At 61.3% G+C, this 20,731-nt stretch carries 15 protein-coding genes; 7 read left to right on the top strand and 8 right to left on the bottom strand.

Annotated features, from left to right (window positions below):
* Positions 1–77: 77 nt before the first annotated feature.
* The 4 genes from ACTJJ6_RS01200 to lrp all read right to left on the bottom strand — a co-directional run bounded on the left by ACTJJ6_RS01200 (position 78) and on the right by lrp (position 6,561).
* The gene (locus ACTJJ6_RS01200) at positions 78–1,364 is read right to left on the bottom strand and encodes a replication-associated recombination protein A (protein ID WP_048796507.1); all 1,287 of its coding nucleotides are present in this window, start codon (positions 1,362–1,364) and stop codon (positions 78–80) included.
* Between the two features lie 67 nt (positions 1,365–1,431).
* Positions 1,432–2,043, bottom strand: a complete 612-nt coding sequence (lolA, locus tag ACTJJ6_RS01195) for an outer membrane lipoprotein chaperone LolA (protein ID WP_015377319.1) — start codon at positions 2,041–2,043, stop codon at positions 1,432–1,434.
* A gap of 198 nt (positions 2,044–2,241) precedes the next feature.
* Positions 2,242–5,946 (bottom strand): DNA translocase FtsK 4TM domain-containing protein, encoded by a 3,705-nt coding sequence (locus ACTJJ6_RS01190; RefSeq protein ID WP_440801786.1) that lies wholly within the window; start codon positions 5,944–5,946, stop codon positions 2,242–2,244.
* A gap of 120 nt (positions 5,947–6,066) precedes the next feature.
* Positions 6,067–6,561: a leucine-responsive transcriptional regulator Lrp gene (lrp, locus tag ACTJJ6_RS01185; RefSeq protein ID WP_004928318.1), complete on the bottom strand. Its 495-nt coding sequence runs from the start codon at positions 6,559–6,561 to the stop codon at positions 6,067–6,069.
* A 654-nt stretch (positions 6,562–7,215) separates the two neighbouring features.
* On the opposite strand from lrp, the gene trxB reads away from it, so the two are divergent.
* The 5 genes from trxB (at position 7,216) to infA (ending at position 13,012) form a co-directional block, all read left to right on the top strand.
* The gene (gene trxB, locus ACTJJ6_RS01180) at positions 7,216–8,187 is read left to right on the top strand and encodes a thioredoxin-disulfide reductase (protein ID WP_440801784.1); all 972 of its coding nucleotides are present in this window, start codon (positions 7,216–7,218) and stop codon (positions 8,185–8,187) included.
* 237 nt (positions 8,188–8,424) lie between these two features.
* Positions 8,425–10,191: a heme ABC transporter permease/ATP-binding protein CydD gene (gene cydD, locus ACTJJ6_RS01175; RefSeq protein WP_440801781.1), complete on the top strand. Its 1,767-nt coding sequence runs from the start codon at positions 8,425–8,427 to the stop codon at positions 10,189–10,191.
* A gap of 2 nt (positions 10,192–10,193) precedes the next feature.
* Positions 10,194–11,933, top strand: coding sequence for a heme ABC transporter ATP-binding protein/permease CydC (cydC, locus tag ACTJJ6_RS01170; protein ID WP_143778791.1), 1,740 nt, complete (start codon positions 10,194–10,196; stop codon positions 11,931–11,933).
* 29 nt (positions 11,934–11,962) lie between these two features.
* On the top strand, positions 11,963–12,688 hold the full coding sequence (aat, locus tag ACTJJ6_RS01165) for a leucyl/phenylalanyl-tRNA--protein transferase (protein WP_016928334.1): 726 nt from the start codon (positions 11,963–11,965) through the stop codon (positions 12,686–12,688).
* A gap of 105 nt (positions 12,689–12,793) precedes the next feature.
* On the top strand, positions 12,794–13,012 hold the full coding sequence (infA, locus tag ACTJJ6_RS01160) for a translation initiation factor IF-1 (RefSeq protein ID WP_002211347.1): 219 nt from the start codon (positions 12,794–12,796) through the stop codon (positions 13,010–13,012).
* Between the two features lie 205 nt (positions 13,013–13,217).
* Here the strand turns inward: infA and clpA are convergent, their stop codons facing one another.
* Both clpA and clpS read right to left on the bottom strand, forming a co-directional pair.
* A complete protein-coding gene (clpA, locus tag ACTJJ6_RS01155; RefSeq protein ID WP_004928343.1) occupies positions 13,218–15,497 on the bottom strand; it encodes an ATP-dependent Clp protease ATP-binding subunit ClpA in 2,280 nt (759 codons plus the stop codon).
* Between the two features lie 27 nt (positions 15,498–15,524).
* Positions 15,525–15,845 carry an ATP-dependent Clp protease adapter ClpS gene (gene clpS / locus ACTJJ6_RS01150; RefSeq protein ID WP_004928347.1) on the bottom strand — a complete coding sequence of 107 codons (321 nt, stop codon included), beginning with the start codon at positions 15,843–15,845 and terminating at the stop codon, positions 15,525–15,527.
* Between the two features lie 355 nt (positions 15,846–16,200).
* On the opposite strand from clpS, the gene cspD reads away from it, so the two are divergent.
* Positions 16,201–16,422: a cold shock-like protein CspD gene (gene cspD / locus ACTJJ6_RS01145; RefSeq protein WP_004928349.1), complete on the top strand. Its 222-nt coding sequence runs from the start codon at positions 16,201–16,203 to the stop codon at positions 16,420–16,422.
* Positions 16,423–16,509: 87 nt separating this feature from the next.
* On the opposite strand, the gene macB is transcribed toward cspD, so the two are convergent.
* Positions 16,510–18,456, bottom strand: coding sequence for a macrolide ABC transporter ATP-binding protein/permease MacB (gene macB, locus ACTJJ6_RS01140; RefSeq protein ID WP_440801777.1), 1,947 nt, complete (start codon positions 18,454–18,456; stop codon positions 16,510–16,512).
* Positions 18,456–19,571 carry a macrolide transporter subunit MacA gene (gene macA / locus ACTJJ6_RS01135; protein ID WP_028127988.1) on the bottom strand — a complete coding sequence of 372 codons (1,116 nt, stop codon included), beginning with the start codon at positions 19,569–19,571 and terminating at the stop codon, positions 18,456–18,458. The genes macB and macA overlap by 1 nt, the downstream gene beginning before the upstream one ends.
* A gap of 194 nt (positions 19,572–19,765) precedes the next feature.
* Between macA and ACTJJ6_RS01130 the strand changes: the two genes are divergently transcribed.
* Positions 19,766–20,719, top strand: a complete 954-nt coding sequence (locus tag ACTJJ6_RS01130; protein ID WP_016928337.1) for a VirK/YbjX family protein — start codon at positions 19,766–19,768, stop codon at positions 20,717–20,719.
* Positions 20,720–20,731: the final 12 nt, after the last annotated feature.

The raw sequence follows: 20,731 nt of genomic DNA, 5'->3' as shown, positions 1-20,731 counted from the left end.
TGTTGTTGTTCTATGCGGCTGATTTATAGCCGCATAAAAGAAGAGTGATACCCGCTAACCTTACCGCAACGGCCACGCTAGCGGTAGCGTTTTGTCGGGCTATTTTGATCCTGCTCAGCCAGCCATGCCAACTTTTCGCCGATTTTCCCTTCCAGCCCGCGCGAGGTCGGTTGGTAGTAGCGCGTATGGGCCATTTCGGGCGGGAAATAGTTCTCGCCGGCGGCGTAGGCGTTGGGTTCGTCGTGGGCGTAACGGTATTCCGCCCCCAGCCCCATCTCCTTCATCAGCTTGGTCGGCGCGTTGCGCAGGTGCTCCGGCACGTCATAATCGGCCTGCTCTTTGGCATCGCGCATGGCGGCCTTGAACGCGGTGTAAACCGCATTGCTTTTCGGCGCGCAGGCCAGGTAAACAATCGCCTGCGCGATGGCGCGTTCGCCCTCGGCCGGCCCCACGCGGGTGAAGCAATCCCAGGCGGCGATCGCCACCTGCATGCCGCGCGGATCGGCGTTGCCCACGTCTTCAGAGGCAATCGCCAACAGACGGCGCGCCACATAGAGCGGATCGCCGCCGGCGGTAATGATGCGCGCATACCAGTACAGCGCGGCGTCCGGCGCCGAACCGCGCACTGATTTATGCAGCGCGGAAATCAGGTCGTAATAACGGTCGCCCTTGTTGTCGAAGCGCGCGCTGCGCTCGCCCGACACCTCTTTCAGCAACTCCGGCGTCAGCACCCGCACGCCTTTGGCATCGATCTCCGCCATGTCCGCCATCATTTCCAGGCTGTTCAGCGCCCGGCGCGCATCGCCGCCCACCAACTCCGACAGCAGGCGGCGCGTTTCCGCGGGCAGCTCGACGTTCTGATTGCCAAAGCCGCGCGCCTTGTCGCTCATCGCCTGATCCAGCACCTGGCCGATATCTTCGGCGGTCAGCGCCTTCAGTAGGTAAACGCGGGCGCGGGACAACAGCGCCGAGTTCAGTTCGAACGACGGGTTTTCGGTGGTGGCGCCGATAAAGGTGATGGTGCCGTCTTCGATATGCGGCAGGAAAGCGTCCTGCTGGCTTTTGTTAAAGCGGTGCACTTCGTCGACGAACAGGATGGTGCGGCGGCCGGCGTCGCGGTTTTGCCGCGCCCGCTCGATCGCCTCGCGGATCTCCTTGATGCCGGAGGTCACGGCAGAGATCCGTTCGACATCCGCCTGGCCATAACGGCCGATCAGCTCTGCCAACGTCGTCTTCCCGGTGCCCGGCGGCCCCCATAAAATCATCGAGTGCAGTTGCCCGGCCTCAATGGCGCGCGGCAGCGGCTTGCCGGCGGCCAGCAGGTGTTGCTGGCCGATATACTGCGCCAGCGTGGTCGGCCGCATGCGCGCGGCCAACGGCTGGAACTCGTTCTGGGAAAAATCGAGCGACAGATTATTACTCACTTGCACCTCACTGGCGCTGGTCGTCCAGCGTCACCCCCTTCGGCGGGGTAAATTTGAATTTGGCCGGATCGGCGGCGACGTTCTGCTGGCTTTTCAGCGTATAAGCACTACGCTGGCCATCCTGCTCCACCGCGGCGAAGCTGCGGATGGTGCCGCTGTTGGTCACGCTGATGGCGAATTGCTTCAGGTTGCCGCTGGCGGATTTCGGCGTTAATTCAAAATCATCGCCCTTTTGCTTCACGTTGTACTGTTTCCAGTCGCTGGCATTATTGCGGGTAATCAGCATAAACGGCGTATTGCCGGTGGCGTTCTTCAACCAGGTCGCCGTCACCTGCTCGACGAACGGGTTGTAAAACCACAGGGTTTGACCATCGGAGACCAGCACGCTCTCATCGGGTGACGTCATGTGCCAGTTGAACAGGTTCGGCCGCTTCACCCACAGCTCGCCTTCACCCTGTTGCACCGCGGCGCCTTCGGCGCTGGTCACGGTTTGCGAGAAGCTGGCGTGGAAACTGTTCACCTTCGCCAGGCGACTTTGCAGATCCTGTGCGGCGTCGGCCAGCACGGAGGTAGAAGCGAATCCCGAAAGCAGACAGCAGGCAACTAACAGTTTTTTCATTATTCCAGATACCTTATGAAATGCGTTAACCGCAGGGCGACGCCGTGCGGGTCAATCAACCCTTTACTCCCGTTACTTTACCTGAAGCCGGCGATCGGCCGGTAGGCCAATGTTCCGAGAAGAAACGGGTTTACGCTTCTTTGCACAAGGGCCGCTTAAGCGGCCCTTTCTTATTAAATTGCAATGGCTAAGCGACCATCAATCGTGCCGCGGCGGCGCCAGCACCTCGCGGTTGCCGTTATGCCCCTGCTCGCTGACGATGCCCTGCGCCTCCATCTGTTCGATGATGCGCGCCGCGCGGTTATAGCCGATGCGGAACTGGCGCTGTACGCCGGAGATGGAGGCGCGGCGTTTATCCACCACGAAATCCACCGCCTGGTCAAACAGCGGATCCAGCTCTTCGTCGCCGTCCATGCCGCCGCCGGCACCGCCCTCGCCGTCTTCGCCGCCGCTGAGAATGCCCTCTTTATATTGGGGCCGCTCGCGCGCTTTCCAATCCTTGACCACCGCGTGCACTTCCTGATCGCGCACGAATGCGCCATGTACACGCACCGGAATCGAGGAGTTCGGCGCCAGATAGAGCATGTCGCCCATCCCCAGCAAGGACTCGGCGCCGCCCTGATCGAGGATGGTGCGGGAGTCGATCTTGCTCGACACGGTAAAGGCGATACGCGTCGGAATGTTGGCCTTGATCAGGCCGGTGATCACATCCACCGACGGACGCTGGGTCGCCAGCACCAGGTGGATGCCCGCCGCACGCGCTTTCTGCGCCAGGCGAGCAATCAGCTCTTCAACCTTCTTGCCCACCGTCATGATCAGGTCGGCGAATTCGTCGACCATCACCACGATGTACGGCTCTTTCTCCAGCACCGGCGGCGTGATGTCCATGCTGTCGGTCGGCTTCCAGAACGGATCCGGGATCGGACGCCCCATCGCTTCGGCCTGATCGACGCGCTCGTTGTAGCCGGCCAGGTTACGTACACCCAGGGCTGACATCAGCTTGTAGCGGCGTTCCATTTCGCCCACGCACCAGCGCAGCGCGTTGGCCGCGTCTTTCATGTCGGTGACCACGTCGGTCAACAGATGCGGGATGCCTTCGTAAACCGACAGCTCCAGCATTTTCGGGTCGATCATGATAAAGCGCACTTCTTTCGGCGTGGCCTTATACAAAATGCTCAGGATCATGGCGTTGACCCCGACCGATTTACCGGAACCGGTGGTACCGGCAACCAGCAAGTGCGGCATCTTACCCAGATCCGCCACCACCGGTTCGCCGGAGATGTCCTTACCCAACACGATGGACAGCGGCGACGGATTGTCGCGGAAGGCCGGGCAATCCAGCACTTCGCGCAGATACACCGTCTGACGTTTGGTGTTCGGCAGCTCCAGACCGACATAAGGCTTACCAGGGATCACTTCCACCACGCGCACCGCCGAAGTCGACAGCGAGCGCGCCAGATCGCGCGACAGGTTAGAAATCCGCGCCGCTTTAACCCCCGGCGCCAGATCCAGCTCGAAGCGGGTGATCACCGGCCCCGGCAGGATGTCTACCACGTCGGCTTTCACGCGGTAATCGGCCAGGCTGGCCTCTACCAGGCGTGCCTTCTGTTCCAGCGCGAAGGAATCGACCGGCTCCACCTCTTTCGGCGCTTCGGTCAGCAGATCCAGCGTCGGCAGCGGCGTGGTCGGCTTCTGCAGCGGCTGATCGTTGCGCATCAGGAACGGGTGAATCAAGCTGTCCATCGCCGGATGTTGCTCTGCCTGAGCTTGCTGAGGCTGCTGCTGCGCCGGTTGCTGTGGCTGCTGGTATTGCTGCTGCGACGGCTGTTGATACTGCTGTTGCTGCGGCTGCTGATATTGCTGCTGCGACGGCTGTTGATGCTGCTGTTGCTGCGGCTGCTGGTATTGTTGAGGCTGCGGGTGCGATTGCTGAGGTTGGGCAGCCGGCGCCGCCGGCTCAAACTGACCGAACGGCACATCGTCCTCTTGCTCGCTTTGCTGTTCAATGCGCTCTTCAAGCTGCGGGGACAGCGTGAACATCGGCTCGCTCGGGCCATCGTCCACCAGATCCGCCATCGGCGAGAAGCTGAAAGCATTGCGGGTATCGATCGGGCTGGCGGCCGGCGCCTGCGGAGCAGATGCTTGCTGGCCGTAGCGCGCCTGCTGCTGCTCGGCAAACGCCTGGCGCAGCGCGGCCTCTTGCTGCGCCTCTTCGTCGTCCTGTTGATAGCCTTCGCCGTAGCGTTGGTGCTGCTGCTCGGCAAACGCCTTGCTCAGCTCGGCTTCCTGCAATGCGCTCTCGTCATCTTGTTGCTCAGACGCGTAGCTTTCGCCATAGCGCTGGCTTTGCTGCTCGGCAAACGCCTGACGCAGCGCGGCTTCCTGTAGCGCCTCTTCGTCCTGCGGGTTCACCGCCGCCGGCTGCTGAGGCTCCGCCTCTGTCTGGCGCTGTTCCTGTTCGGCCGCACGCTGTGAAGGCAGCTTGATGCCGTAGGAAGCCAGTTCGCGACGGGTCGGGATGCGCACCGGGTTCGGCCGCGGCAGCTCAGGGCCGATGCCCTGCTTAACCTGCGGATTGCCGTCACTGGTCGCCGTGAAGGCCGGCATAAAGGTCGCCGCTGCGACGCCCGCAGCAGCAGCGGCTGCCGCCGTATCCGGCTGCGGTTTGGCGCCGGTGGCGCTGAAACCGCTCGAACTGCCGATGTCGACGCTGTCACGCTGTGCGGCGGTAAAATCAAAGGGAGAACGCGCCGGCGGCTGCGGCGCGACCGGCTCTTGCCAGTTGCCAAGGCGCGGCTCATCGTCATCCTGATAAGGATCGACAGGACGCGTCGCCTTAGGCGCAGGCGTTTCTTCCGGGATCTCGAAGGAATACAGCGGCGGCGTAGCGTCTTGCGCCGGGGCGCTCACCGGGTGCTGATTGACCGAGGCCGGCGCGGCCGGCGCCACCGTTACCGACGGCGCCTGAGCGGCGATCGGCGCAGCAACGGGCTCGTGGATCTCTGCCTTCACCGCCGGTGCAGGCGAAGCCGCCGGCGCGATGGGTGCGGCTTCTGCTTCAAGCTCGTCATCGTCGGCGCGCAGGCCGCTGAGCAACGGATCGGCGGCGTCTTCTGCCGCCGCTTTGGCGCTTTCGGTGACCGAAGGCGCGGAGAACAGCACGTCGTCATCGGCGGCCTCGGCTCCGGCGGCGGTCGCGGCAACCGCTGCGGCGGCGCCCTTCCCTGCCTGCTCAGGCTCGTCGTCAACGTAACGCTCGTCATCCTCAAAATAGCGCTCTTCGCGACGTGAGCGATTGGTCATCACCGTCGCGACGCCCAGCACCGCACCGCCGATCTTCTCGGCGATCACCAGCCAGGACCAGCCGGTAAACAGCGTCAACCCCGCCGCCCATACGCACAACAGCGCCAGCGTAGCGCCGATGCCGTTGAACCACGGCAACATGGCGTTGCTCAGCAGGCTGCCGATCACGCCGCCGGAAGCGAAGTAATAGAGATCGTCGACGTTCAGCGCCGCCAGCCCGCAGGAGGTGAGCACTAACGCCAGGGTGCCGATCAGGCGCAGGGAAAGCGCGAAATAGTCGATGTAGTCTCTGTTGCTGCGTTGGCGATAAGCCGCCCAGCACAAGACCAGCATGATCGGCGGTATCGCGTAGGCGAGCACCCCGAAGGTGAAGAACAGCGTATCGGCCAACCAGGCCCCGACACCGCCGCCCAGATTGTGAATCGGCTCATGCCACGCGGTCTGCGACCAGCTTGGGTCAGACGGGTTGAAACTGACCAGCGCAGCCATGAGGTAAATGGCAAAAATCGCTACCACGATAAGCACAGCTTCCAGCAAACGCCGGCCACTGCTGAGTCTTTTCAGGGTAACTTCTTTATCTTCTGTATATTCCTGGCTCAAGAAAGGCTCTCCAGGTTCCTGTTAGCTGACATAGCAACAGCGCCGAGAAACTGCCCCGGCGCCGAAACTGTATGAATAAACAGGAGTGTAACCAATTTAATCAGGTTTTGCACCTGCACCTTACCGTGTTTTGATAACCAGACGGTTACTCTGTTTCACTTCTTCCATCACTACGTAGGTACGGGTGTCGTTAACCCCCGGCAAACGCAGCAAGGTTTCGCCCAGCAATTTGCGGTAAGCCGACATGTCCGGTACGCGGGTTTTCAACAGGTAGTCGAAATCGCCGGAAACCAGATGACACTCCTGAATCTCTTCAAGCTTCTGCACTGCCGAGTTGAATTGCTCAAACACATCCGGCGCGCCGCGGTTCAGCGTGATCTCCACGAAAACCAGCAGGGACGCATCCAGATAATGCGGGTTAAGCAATGCGGTATAGCCATGAATGAAACCCTGGCGCTCAAGACGGCGCACGCGTTCCAAACATGGTGTCGGGGATAACCCCACGCGCTTCGAAAGCTCGACGTTCGAAATACGCCCATCCTTCTGCAGCTCATTCAGGATGTTGCGGTCGATACGGTCAAGATCTTTACCCGGGCGTTTCTTGTTGTCTGCCATTATTATTGTCTCTCTTATTTTCTTCCGTGCACTTGCCACACCCTAGCCAACGTCAATGTGTAAGGGTTCGTTCCAAGCGAAGACCCGATGCCTGTCATATGCTTCTTCACTACCATCATTCCACGCCGCGCAGCCTGTCTGTCCAACCCCGCGCGACGCAGGTAACGACGTTTAGGTCGAGAAAAAATCAGCAAACGCTTGCGCGCTCTGCTCCGCCCACCCATCGCGCATTGCCGCCTCGCGGCGCAAATACGTACGATTTGCTGGTGTTACGGGGATAATTTCTTCTTCCTATGATGTTTTCGCAAATGCGCAGCGGATTGTCAAAGTAAAAGAAGCAAAATCAGAACAACGTACCGTCACGAAAAGTCTGCATCCCATTTTTGGTTATGAATCGCTGGCAGATAAACCCCGGCGGGGAGCGGCTGAAGCCGCAGAATGCGCCGTTTTTGCGCGGTTGGCGATTCGGCGGCCGAATGCGGCTTTGATAAGGTAAATTTCTGCGTTCGGCGTACGATTTGCCGACAGCGGATGCATTAATAGGCGACAACTATCATACAAATCGTTAACAACGTCGCCCGGCGCTTTTTTTACTGCGCCATTTTCCCTACAATCGGCTTCATTGTCCGCCATTGTGGAATAAAGAGGTTATTCATGGGCACGGCTAAACATAGCAAATTACTGATTCTGGGCTCCGGCCCGGCCGGTTACACCGCCGCCGTCTACGCGGCGCGCGCCAACCTGAATCCGGTGCTGATCACCGGTCTGGAGCAAGGCGGCCAGCTGACCACCACCACCGAAGTGGAAAACTGGCCGGGTGACGCCGACGGCCTGACCGGTCCGGCGCTGATGGAGCGCATGCGCGAGCACGCGGAGAAGTTCCAAACTGAAATCGTCTTCGATCATATCAACAGCGTCGATCTGCAGCAGCGTCCGTTCCGCCTGTTCGGCGACAGCGGCGAATACAGCTGCGACGCGCTGATCATCGCGACCGGCGCCTCCGCCCGCTATCTTGGCCTGCCTTCCGAAGACGCATTCAAGGGCAAAGGCGTTTCCGCCTGCGCAACCTGCGACGGTTTCTTCTACCGCAACCAGAAAGTCGCGGTGGTCGGCGGCGGCAATACTGCCGTTGAAGAAGCGCTGTACCTGTCAAACATCGCCGCCGAGGTTCACCTGATCCACCGTCGCGACAGCTTCCGTTCGGAGAAAATCCTGATCGACCGGCTGATGGAAAAAGTGAAGAGCGGCAACATCGTGCTGCACACCGACCATACGCTGGACGAAGTGCTGGGCGATGAAATGGGCGTGACCGGCGTGCGTATCCGCAGTACCAAAGCGGAAAACGAAACCCGTGAGCTGGAACTGGCCGGCGTGTTCATCGCCATCGGCCACAGCCCGAACACCGGCATCTTCGGCGGTCAGCTGGAGCTGGAAAACGGCTACATCAAGGTGCAGTCCGGTATTCACGGCAATGCGACCCAAACCACTATCCCCGGCGTCTTCGCCGCGGGCGACGTGATGGATCACATCTACCGTCAGGCGATCACCTCCGCCGGCACCGGCTGCATGGCGGCGCTGGACGCAGAGCGTTATCTGGACGGCATCGCCGGCGCAGAAGTCTGCTAAGACTTACTCGCCATCAGCAAAAAGCGGCTCTCGAGCCGCTTTTTTTGTTTCCCCCTCCGCCCCCCTTCTCGCGTCTGTTATAGCCACATTTGGCCGCTTTATTATTTTCAGTCTGCCGGGTGACGAGGTAACATGGGACCTCGCTTGTTTGTCGCCGATTGCGCCAAACACTATTATTTAACAGTACGTTAACCCAGCCCGTAACAAACGGGCGCCGGCGACGCAGACGCATATCTGATGAAAAAAACCAGACAGCAACAGTTAACCCGTTGGCTTAAAACCCAGAGTTCGTTGGCGCAGCGTTGGCTGCGCCTTTCCATGCTGTTGGGGCTGTTCAGCGGCCTGCTGATCGTGGCGCAGGCGTGGCTGCTGGCCAGCCTGCTGCACGCCCTGATCATCGAACATACCCCACGCGAACAGCTGCTCCCTTCGTTTATCTGGCTGGCCGCCGCGTTCGCATTGCGGGCGCTGTTGAGCTGGCTGCGAGAGCGGGTCGGTTTCCTGTGTGGCCAGGTGATCCGTCAGCGCATGCGCCAGCAGGTGCTGGATAAGCTGCAGCAGCTCGGCCCGGCCTGGATCCAGGGCAAACCGGCGGGCAGTTGGGCCAGCATCATCGTCGAGCAGATCGAGGATATGCAGGACTATTACTCGCGCTATCTGCCGCAGATGTATCTGGCGGTCTTCATCCCGCTGCTGATCCTGATCGCCGTCTTCCCGATCAATTGGGCCGCCGGTTTGATTCTGTTGGCGACCGCGCCGCTGATCCCGCTGTTCATGGCGCTGGTCGGTATGGGGGCCGCCGACGCCAACCGCCGCAACTTCGTGGCGCTGGCGCGATTGAGCGGCAACTTCCTTGACCGCCTGCGCGGCCTGGACACCCTGCGGCTGTTCGACCGCGCGCAGGCCGAAACCGCGCAGATCGCCAAATCCTCCGAAGACTTCCGCAGCCGCACCATGGAAGTGCTGCGCATGGCCTTCCTCTCTTCCGGCGTGCTGGAATTCTTCGCTTCGATTTCCATCGCCGTGGTGGCGGTGTACTTTGGCTTTTCTTACCTCGGCGAACTCAATTTCGGCAGCTACGGCCTCGGCGTAACGCTGTTTTCCGGTTTTCTGGTGCTGATTCTGGCGCCGGAGTTTTTCCAACCGCTGCGCGATCTCGGCACCTTCTACCATGCCAAAGCGCAGGCGGTCGGCGCGGCGGAAGCGCTGGAAACCTTCCTCAGCGCCGAAGGCGAGCAGATGGGCAACGGCACGCGGCAGCTGCCCGCCGATCAACCGCTGACGCTGCAGGCGAACGCGTTGGAAATCCTGTCGCCGAACGGCGTGTTGCTGGCCGGGCCGCTGAGTTTCACCCTGCAACCGCAGCAGCGCGTAGCGCTGGTCGGGCTGAGCGGCGCCGGCAAAAGTTCGCTGCTCAATCTGCTGCTCGGCTTCCTGCCCTACCGTGGATCGTTGACCGTCAACGGCATCGAACTGCGTGACCTGTCCGCAGAGAACTGGAGGCAGCAGCTGAGCTGGGTCGGGCAAAACCCGCACCTGCCGGCGCAAACCTTGCGCGCCAATATCCTGCTGGGCTGCCCGCAGGCCGATGAAACGCAGCTGCAGCAGGCGCTGGAACACGCCTACGTCAGCGAGCTGTTGCCGTATCTGCCGCAGGGGCTCGACACCGAAGTGGGCGACAACGCCGCCCGCCTGTCGGTCGGCCAGGCGCAGCGCGTGGCGGTCGCCCGGGCGCTGATCGGCCCGCGCCGCTTGCTGCTGCTGGATGAACCGGCCGCCAGCCTCGATGCCCATAGCGAACAACGGGTGATGCAGGCGTTGAATGCCGCTTCGCATCAGCAAACCACCCTGCTGGTGACGCACCAGTTGGAAGATACCGAAGACTACGATCAGATTTGGGTGATGGATAACGGGCGCATCGTGCAACAGGGCGATTACGCCACCCTCAGCGCCCAGCCGGGCCTGTTCGCCACTCTGATCGCCCACCGCCGCGGGGAGCTTTAATCATGCGCGTGTTGCTGCCGTTTTTGGCGTTGTATCGCCGCCATAGCCTGCTGATTAGCCTGGGCATCCTTTTGGCGATCGTCACTCTGCTGGCCAGCATCGGCCTGCTGGCGCTCTCCGGCTGGTTCCTGGCCGCCTCTTCGCTGGCCGGATTGGCGGGCCTGCTGACCTTCAACTACATGCTGCCCGCCGCCGGCGTGCGCGGCGCGGCGATCTTCCGCACCGCCGGGCGCTACGCCGAGCGCGTGGTCAGCCACGACGCCACCTTCCGCGTGCTGTCGCACCTGCGGGTGTTCACCTTCAGCAAGCTCCTGCCGCTGACGCCGGGCGGCATCGCCCGTTTCCGCCAGGCCGACCTGCTCAACCGCCTGGTGGCGGACGTGGACACGCTGGATCATCTTTATCTGCGGGTGATCTCGCCGCTGATCAGCGCGGCGGTGGTGATCCTGGTCGTCACCTACGGCCTGAGCTGGCTGGATCCTGCGCTCGCCCTGACGCTGGGCGGCATTCTGTTGCTGCTATTGCTGCTGGTGCCGCCGGTGTTCTATCGCGCCGGCAAACCGATCGGCGGGCAACTCACCGCCCTGCGCGGCCAATACCGCACCGACCTGACCGCCTGGCTGCAGGGGCAGGCGGAGCTGGTGGTGTTCGGCGCCGTCAACGACTTCCGCCAGACGCTGAATGCCACCGAACAGCTGTGGCAACGCCGCCAGTGGCAGCAAGCCTCGCTGAGCGGCAAGGCGCAGGCGCTGATGATCCTCGCCAGCGGGCTGACGGTGACGCTGCTGCTGTGGCTGACCGCCGCCGGCATCGGCGGCGATACCCAACCCGGCGCGCTGATCGCGCTGTTTGTCTTCGCCGCGCTGGCGTCGTTCGAAGCGCTGATGCCGGTGGCCGGCGCCTTCCAGCACCTCGGCCAGGTGATCGCCTCCGCCACGCGGGTCAAACAGATCATCGATCGCCAGCCGGAAGTCACCTTCCCCGCCGCCGGTCCGGCCGCCGCCGACCGGGCGCAGCTCAGCCTGCGGCAGCTGAGTTTCACCTACCCCGATCAGCCGCAGCCGGTGCTGCGCGACGTCACGCTCGAAGTCGCGGCCGGCGAACACATCGCCTTGCTCGGCCGCACCGGCTGCGGCAAGTCCACCCTGCTGCAGCTGCTGACCCGCGCCTGGCGCACCGACGGCGGAAAAATTCTGCTCAACGGCGAACCGCTGGAAGATTATGATGAAACCACCCTGCGTCGAATGACCACGGTCGTCAGCCAGCGAGTGCATATCTTCAGCGATACGCTGCGGGAAAACCTGCGGCTGGCCGCACCGGATGCCGACGACGCTCATTTGAGTGACGTCCTGCAGCAGGTGGGGCTCGGCAAATTGCTGGCCGGCGACGGCGGGCTGAACGCCTGGCTCGGCGAAGGCGGCCGGCAGCTGTCCGGCGGCGAACAGCGCCGCCTGGGCATCGCCCGCGCGCTGCTGCATCCGGCCCCGCTGCTGCTGCTTGACGAACCGACCGAAGGGCTGGACGCCGAAACCGAACAGCAGATCCTGGCGCTGCTGCGCCGGCATTGTCAGGGCAAGACGCTGATCCTGGTGACGCACCGCCTGTACGGCCTGGAGCATCTCGATCGCATTTGCGTAATGGATGACGGCCAAATTGTCGAACAGGGCGATCACGCCGCCCTAATGCGCCAGCAGGGCCGCTATGCCCGCTTTCGCAACCGTATCAGCAACCTGGCGCCGTAATCGGCCCGTAGAGGACGCAGAAACCCTGTATGCGCATCGTTAAGCTTTCCCCCCAGTCGCTGGCGTTTCCCTCGCCTGAGGGCGCCCTGCGCGATCCCAACGGCCTGCTGGCGATCGGCGGCGACCTGACGGCGCCGCGGCTGCTGGCAGCCTACGAGCGCGGCATCTTCCCCTGGTACTCGCCGGGGGAAGCGATTCTGTGGTGGTCACCCGATCCGCGTGCGGTGTTGTTCCCGGCCGAGTTTCATCTCAACCGCAGCCTGAAACGCTTTCTTCGCCACGATCCGTTTCGCATCACGCTTAATCACGACTTCGCCGCGGTGATCGCCGCCTGCGCCCACCGGCCGAATGAAGGCACCTGGATCGGCCCGGAGGTGCAGCGCGCCTATCAGCATCTGCATCGCCTCGGCTACGCGCACTCGGTGGAGGTATGGCAGGATGATCAACTGGTCGGCGGCATGTACGGTGTGGCGCAGGGCGCGTTGTTCTGCGGCGAATCGATGTTCAGCCGCGTCACCAACGCCTCAAAATGCGCATTGATGGCCTTTTGCCGCCATTTTGCCGCTTATGGCGGGGAATTGATTGACTGCCAGGTGCTGAACGCTCACACTGCCCGCCTTGGCGCGCGTGAAATTCCGCGCCGTCAATTCTTGCAGCAGCTCAGCACCCTTCAACGGCGGCCTTTGGCACCGGCGTGCTGGGAGCCGCAAGTCATATCCCCACAGCCGGTTGAACCGCCCTATCCAGTAAACTAATTGGTGGAAACGGTGCAATGTTCACCGACACATCTTTACATAATGGGGGTTTTTCGGCATTATCTTGCCGGTTAAAAACTAAGGTAGTTAGACCTAGAGGATTCGATGGCCAAAGAAGACAATATTGAAATGCAGGGCACCGTTCTTGATACGCTGCCGAACACCATGTTCCGCGTTGAATTGGAAAACGGGCACGTGGTAACCGCACACATCTCCGGTAAAATGCGTAAAAACTATATCCGCATCCTGACGGGCGACAAAGTCACTGTAGAGCTGACCCCGTACGACCTGAGCAAAGGCCGCATTGTCTTCCGTAGCCGTTAATCGGCTCACCGCGCGCCACACGCTGGCGGCATCGAGGATGTAATCCCTCGGGAGCCCTTTCCGTTTACCCCCGCAGCGACGTTACACAACGGGTTGCAGGTGCGCAGGTAAACTGAGAGGGCTCACTCGTTTCTGTTGTACGGTGAATCTCACCCATAAAAAAAGCGATGCCGAAGCATCGCTTTTTCTTTGCCTGAAGGCGGCCTTAGTGCACCGCGCCCTCGTCCGCTTTGCGCTTGGCGGCGCTGAGGAAGTGGTAGGTCAGCTGTTTCTTGTCCTTGTCCAGCTCGACCTTCACGGAACCGCCGTCCACCAGCGAACCGAACAGCAACTCGTTGGCCAACGGTTTCTTCAGGTTTTCCTGCATGACGCGCGCCATCGGACGAGCGCCCATCGCACGGTCGTAACCCTTCACCGACAGCCAATCGCGCGCTTCGTCGCTCACTTCCAGCGAGACACCCTTCGCATCCAGCTGCGCCTGCAGTTCGACGATAAACTTGTCGACCACCTGCTGGATCACCTCGGTAGACAGATGGTTGAACCAGATGATGTTGTCCAGACGGTTGCGGAACTCCGGCGTAAACACCTTCTTGATCTCTTCCATCGCGTCGGTGCTGTTGTCCTGCTGCACCAGACCAATCGACTTGCGTTCGGTTTCCCGCACCCCGGCGTTGGTGGTCATCACCAGGATCACATTGCGGAAGTCCGCCTTGCGGCCGTTGTTGTCGGTCAGCGTACCGTTATCCATCACCTGCAACAGCAGGTTGAACACGTCCGGGTGCGCCTTCTCGATCTCATCGAGCAGCACCACCGCATGCGGATGCTTGATCACCGCATCGGTCAGCAGCCCGCCCTGATCGTAACCGACGTAGCCCGGAGGCGCGCCGATCAGACGGCTGACGGTATGCCGCTCCATGTACTCGGACATGTCGAAACGCAGCAGCTCGATATCCATCGCCTTGGCCAACTGAACGGTGACCTCGGTTTTCCCGACCCCGGTCGGCCCGGCGAACAGGAAGGAACCGACCGGCTTGCGCTCGTGGCCCAGACCGGCGCGGCTCATCTTGATCGCTTCGGTCAGCGCTTCGATCGCCTGATCCTGGCCGAATACCAGCATCTTCAAGCGATCGCCCAGGTTTCTCAGCACGTCGCGATCGCTGGCCGACACGGTTTTCTCTGGGATGCGCGCGATACGCGCCACCACGGATTCGATATCGGCCACGTTAACGGTTTTCTTGCGCTTGCTGGCCGGCATCAACCGGCTGCGGGCGCCCGCCTCGTCAATCACGTCGATCGCCTTGTCCGGCAGATGGCGATCGTTGATGTATTTCACCGACAGCTCCACCGCGGCGCGGATCGCCTTGGCGGTATAACGCACGTCGTGGTGCGCTTCATACTTGGCCTTCAGGCCGTTGATGATCTGAACGGTCTCTTCCGCCGTCGGTTCGGTGATATCGATCTTCTGGAAGCGGCGCGCCAAAGCGCGATCCTTTTCGAAGATGTTGCTGAACTCCTGGTAGGTGGTCGAGCCGATCACCCGGATCTTGCCGCTCGACAGCAGCGGTTTGATCAGGTTGGCGGCATCCACTTGCCCACCGGAAGCCGCACCGGCGCCGATGATGGTATGAATTTCATCGATGAACAGGATGCTGTTCTGATCCTGCTCCAGCTGCTTGAGCAGCGCCTTGAAGCGTTTCTCGAAGTCGCCGCGGTATTTGGTGCCGGCCAGCAGTGAACCGATATCCAGCGAATACAGCGTGCAGTCCGCCATCACTTCCGGCACGTCGCCCTGCACGATACGCCAGGCCAGACCTTCGGCGATGGCGGTCTTGCCCACGCCGGATTCGCCGACCAGCAGCGGGTTGTTTTTACGACGGCGGCACAGCACCTGAATCGCGCGCTCCAGCTCACGATCGCGGCCGATCAGCGGATCGATGCCGCCCACACGGGCCAACTGATTGAGGTTGGTGGTGAAGTTTTCCATACGGTCTTCCCCTCCGGACTGCTCTTCGTTCACCGGGTTTTCCGCATTCGGCGCTTGGCCCGGCTCGTCTTTACGCGTGCCATGTGAAATGAAGTTCACCACGTCGAGACGGCTGACGTCGTGCTTGCGCAGCAGATAAGCCGCCTGCGACTCCTGCTCGCTGAAGATGGCCACCAATACATTGGCGCCGGACACTTCGCTGCGGCCGGAAGATTGCACATGGAAGACCGCGCGCTGCAACACGCGCTGGAAGCTGAGCGTCGGCTGAGTGTCGCGCTCCTCTTCGCCGGCGGGCAGCGTCGGTGTGGTTTGTTCGATGAAGGCTTCCAGCTCCTGGCGCAACGCGGCCAGATCCACCGTACATGCCTCGAGCGCTTCTCGCGCGGCAGGGTTGCTCAGCAACGCCAGCAACAGGTGCTCCACGGTCATAAACTCGTGTCTGTGCTCACGCGCCCTGGCGAAAGCCATGTTGAGACTGAGTTCCAGTTCTTGATTGAGCATAAGCACCTCCCCAATAGATTGCCTTATTCAGGCTTTTTCCAGCGTACAAAGCAACGGATGCTCGTTCTCCCTTGCGTACCGGTTCACATGGACGACTTTGGTTTCCGCCACCTCGGCGGTAAAAACACCACAGATCGCCTTGCCTTGATAGTGGACCGTGAGCATCAGTTGCGTTGCGCGTTCAATATCATAAGAAAAGAACTTTTGCAGAACGTCAATCACAAATTCCATCGGTGTGTAATCGTCGTTGTTAAGTATAACTTTATACATAGACGGCGGTTTTACCGCATCGATTTGTTTTTCTTCGGCCAAGTGTTCAAAGTTTAGCCAGTCGTTGTTATTGCCCATCGCTGCTCATCTTCTCTGCTCTGCCCTCTGATATGGGGGCAGGTTTCGGTTATTCAAAGTGGGGATAGTTACTATTTTATCATCTTCGGCATCGTCCCGCCGCACTGTAACGTGCGCAAAAAAACGGGCCAATTGTGACTGAATCGTGGCAATAGCGTTACCTGCTTCAAACTTTGGTGAACTGCTCCCCGCCGACAAAAGCCGATCCCTTGACGCCCCGATCATTTGCTCTAGAGTGTAAATTCGTGGCTGGTGGTCTTTTAACCACCCCTTGTCCACCCTGCTACCCGCCCACGGCGGGTGCGAATTCAGTTATTCATCTCACTTAAAATAGCGTTGCGAGGGATGTAAAAGCATGGAGACGGGTACTGTTAAATGGTTTAACAACGCCAAAGGCTTTGGCTTCATCTGCCCAGCCGGCGGCGGCGAAGATATTTTCGCGCATTATTCCACCATCAAGATGGATGGTTACAGAACGTTGAAGGCGGGCCAGCAGGTCAGCTTCGACGTGCATCAAGGGCCGAAAGGGAACCATGCCAGTCTTATTGTGCCGGTGGAAAGCGAGGCGCTGTCCTGAACGCTTCCGGCAGCGTCGCGCTGCCTTGCCCCTGACTGCGATAAAAATGCCAGCCGCCGTGTGACTGGCATTTTTTATGCCCTTTACTTACTCTCGCGCCAGCGCATCGATCGGATTCAGCCGCGCGGCATTGCGCGCCGGCAGATAGCCGAACACCACGCCGATGCCGGTGGAACAGAGGAACGCGCTCAGCAACGCCGCCGGCGGGAAGCTGATCTGCCACCCCGGCAACACCAACTGCACCGCCAGGCCGATGGCGAACGACAGCGTAATCCCCAGCGCGCCGCCCACCAGGCAGACCAATATCGCCTCGATCAGAAACTGCTGCAGCACGTCGCCGGAACGGGCGCCCACCGCCATGCGGATGCCGATCTCGCGCGTGCGCTCGGTCACCGACACCAGCATGATGTTCATCACGCCGATGCCGCCGACCACCAGCGAAATCACCGCCACCAGCGTCAGGAACAGCTGCAGCGTGCGGGTGGTTTTCTCCGCGGTTTGCACCAGGCTGTCCATGTTATAGGTGAAAAAGTCCTTCTTGCCGTGGCGCAGCGTCAACAGGCGCGACAGTTGCTGCTCCGCTTCCTTGCTGTCGTAACCGTCGCGGATGCGCACGGTGATCGAATCGAAATAGCTGTTGCCCATCAGCCGGTTGGCCATGGTGCTGTACGGCACCCACACGTTCAGCGTCTTGCTGCTGCCGAACATCGACTGCTTCTCCTTGGCCACGCCGACCACCGTCGCCGGCATGTTGCCCACCAGGATAACTTCCCCCACCACGTTCTTCTGGTGCGGGAACAGCCGCCGTTGGGTATTGGCGTCGATCACCACCGTTTGCGCCTGCGACTGCACCTGCATCGGATCGATGCCGACGCCCTGGGTAAAGCTCATGCCGTACACACGGAAGAACTGCTCGCTGACGCCGTTGACGTTGGCCGCCGCATCGACGTTGCCCAAGCGCAGCCGCATGCTGCTGCTGATGCTCGGCGACAGCGCACTGATGTAAGGCTGTTCGCGCAGCGCATCGAGATCGCCGTATTTCAACGATTGCCGGTAGGTCGGATCGTCGTCGCCGAAATCCTTGCCGGGATAGATATCGACAGTATTGGTGCCGATGGATTTGATGTCCGCCAGCACCATCTGCTTGGCGGCGTCGCCGATCACCAGGATCGACACCACCGAGGCGATGCCGATAATGATGCCGAGCATGGTCAGCGCGGTGCGCATCTTGTTGGCCGCCATCGCGCGCCAGGCCATGATCAGCGCCTCGCGGAAGCGGCCGCCCATCTGCCGCCAGGAAGGCGCTGCGGCGGCCAGCGCCAGCGGCTTGGCCTGCGCATTCTCCTGCGGTGCCGGCCGCGAGTCGGCGATAATCTCGCCGTCGCGGATTTCGATGATCCGTTCAGCCTGACGCGCCACCGCCGGATCGTGAGTCACCAGGATCACCGTGTGCCCCTGGGCGCACAACTGTTTAAGGATCGCCATCACCTCTTCGCCGGAATGGCTGTCGAGCGCGCCGGTCGGCTCATCCGCCAGGATCACCTGCCCGCCGTTCATCAACGCGCGGGCGATACTGACGCGCTGCTGCTGGCCGCCGGAAAGCTGGCTCGGCCGATAGTTGACGCGCTCCCCCAGCCCCAACCGCCGCAACAGCGCCTCCGCCCGTTCGCGCCGCGCCGCTTTGCCCAGCCCGGCGTACACCGCCGGCACCTCGACGTTGTGCGCCGCGCTCAGGTGCGGCAGCAGATGGTAGCGTTGAAAGATAAAGCCGAAATGCTCGCGCCGCAGCTGCGCCAGCGCATCGTCGCTCAGCGTCGCCACATCTTGCCCGGCCACCCGATACACGCCGGCGCTCGGCTTGTCCAGACAGCCGAGAATGTTCATCAGCGTCGATTTGCCGGAGCCGGAAGCCCCCATGATCGCCACCATTTCACCGGCGTCGATGCTCAGACTGATCCCCTTCAGCACCTCGACCGTCTGCTCGCCGGAACGGTAGCTGCGGCGAATGCCGCTCAGCTGCAACAGCGCCGCCATCAGCCGGCCTCCACGCCGCCGCGGCTGACGATCACCTCATCGCCCGCCTCAAGCCCGCGGAGGATCTGCACGTCGATATTGTTGCGCAGGCCGATGGCCACCTCGCGCTTCTCTTCCTTGCCCTGTTTCAACACCGAGACGTGGTAGCGATTGTCGGCGATCTGATCGCCCAGCGCCGCCAGCGGGATCACCAGCGCCTGCTGGACGCCGGCCAGCTGAATATGCACCTGCGCCGTCATTTGCAAGCGCAGCAGCCTTTCCGGGTTGGGCACTTCGAAACGCGCATAATAGAAGATGGCGTTGTTGACCTTTTCCGGCGTCGGCTGAATGTCTTTCAGCACGCCGTCGAAGCGCCGGGTCGGATCGCCCAGCACCGTGAACCAGGCCTTCTGACCTGGCTTGAGGTTAATGACGTCGGCCTCCGACACCTGCGCCTTCACCAGCATGGTGCCGAGATCCGCCAGCGTCAGAATGTTCGGCGCCTGCTGCGCCGCGATCACCGTCTGGCCCTGCAGCGTGGTGATCTGCACCACGTCGCCATCCATCGGCGCTTCGATGCGGGTGTAGGCCAGGTTGATCTTGGCGGTGTCCAGGCTGGCCTGATTCCGCGCGATCTGCGCATTGATGGTGCCCACCTGCGCCTTCTTCACCGCCAACTGCGTCGCCGCCTGATCCAGATCCTGACGCGACACCGCCTGCAGCCTGGCCAGCGCCTGGTTGCGCTGCAGCGTGACCGCCGCCAGTTGCTGTTCGGCCTGCGCCTGCAGCAGTTGCGCATGCAGTTCGCGCAGCGTCGCCTCGCCTTCGCGAATGCTGTTCTGCGCCTGTTGCGGATCGATAACCCCCAGCAACTGGCCTTTTTTCACCTTGTCGCCGATCTCGACATACAGTTTTTCCAACTGCCCGCTGACCTGCGCGCCGACGTCAACCTTGCGCACCGCGTCCAGCTGGCCGGTCGCCAACACGTTCTGCTGCAGATCGCGTTTTGTGACCTTCACCGTTTTGAAATCGGTCGGCGCCGGATGGCGGAAGTGCCAAACGGCCGCCGCGGCAATCGCCGCAATCACCGCCAGAACGAGTATCCAGCGGCGTTTATGTCCTTTAAACCCTGTCAAAATGGACCTGCCTGTGCTTGTGAATATCAACCGCCCATTGCGGCGGCGGAGCTAAATTAGCATGCAACGTAGGGAATAACTAAACCTTAGCTCAACACAATGTGGAGACACGCCTGGTTACAGTTCAGCATTGAACTCCCGTTTAGTGAAACCTTGATGAAATAACGCCATTCAACACAGCCAAGGATTTCATCATGTCACAGCTCAGCTACCCACTCGCCTCCGCCCGGCCGCTTAACGGCTGGCAACTGATGACGGCGCTGATCAATGGCGAAAAGGCACCGAGCAACGCCTGGAAAAAAACCTCGTTTCGCCTGAAGTTTCTCGGCCGTTCGCTGCTCAACTGGCGCACCACCAGCGGCCTGCTCAGCACCCTGGCCAGCAACCCGCTGCGGGAGGAGATCCTGAGCGCGCAGCCGAACCTGCCGTGCAAGCTGCATCGCCCCTACCTGGCGGCCAACATGAGCAAGATCGAATGCCTGTTCGCCCTGCGCGATCATTACGATCTCATCGTGCAGCGCATGCCGCTGAAGATGCGTCTCGGCCACCTCGGCCCACAGCCTTTCGTGCTGGCCCGCGCGATGGGCAAAAACGAAGCGCCGATCGCGCTGGAACTGGCGGCGATCGACAAACTGAATAAGGAAGGGGAAGCCACGCTGCTGCTGCGCAACGCCAACGGCGTGATGCTGGCGGAAATCACCTTTGCGCTGATGCATTATCAGCAGCAGCCGACGCTGTTCATTGGCGGCCTGCAGGGCGCGAACCATGAGGTGCCGCACGCCGAGATCCAGCACACCACCAAGGAGTGTCACGGTCTGTTCCCTAAACGGCTGGTGCTGGAGGGCATTTGCACGCTGGCGCGGCATCTCGGCATCCGCCAGATCGTAGCCGTCGGCAATGCCACCCATATCTATCAAAACTGGCGTTACCAGAGTAAGAAGAAGGGCCAACTGCACGCCGATTACGATCAGTTCTGGCTGTCGATGGGCGCCAAACCGCTCGACAGCGGCTATTTCCTGCTGCCCGAGCGCATCGCCCGCAAACCTATCGAAGAGATTGCCAGCAAGAAGCGCGCCGAGTATCGCCGTCGCTATCAGCTGCTGGACGCGCTGGAACAGGAATTGGCGGCGCATTTCTGCGCCCGATGACGCCCGGCGGGC

The organism is Serratia sp. 22278 (assembly GCF_052045405.1).
Lineage (GTDB): Bacteria > Pseudomonadota > Gammaproteobacteria > Enterobacterales > Enterobacteriaceae > Serratia > Serratia marcescens.
Note: the sequence above shows the minus strand (reverse complement) of the source record. Positions and strands in the feature narration are given on the sequence as shown.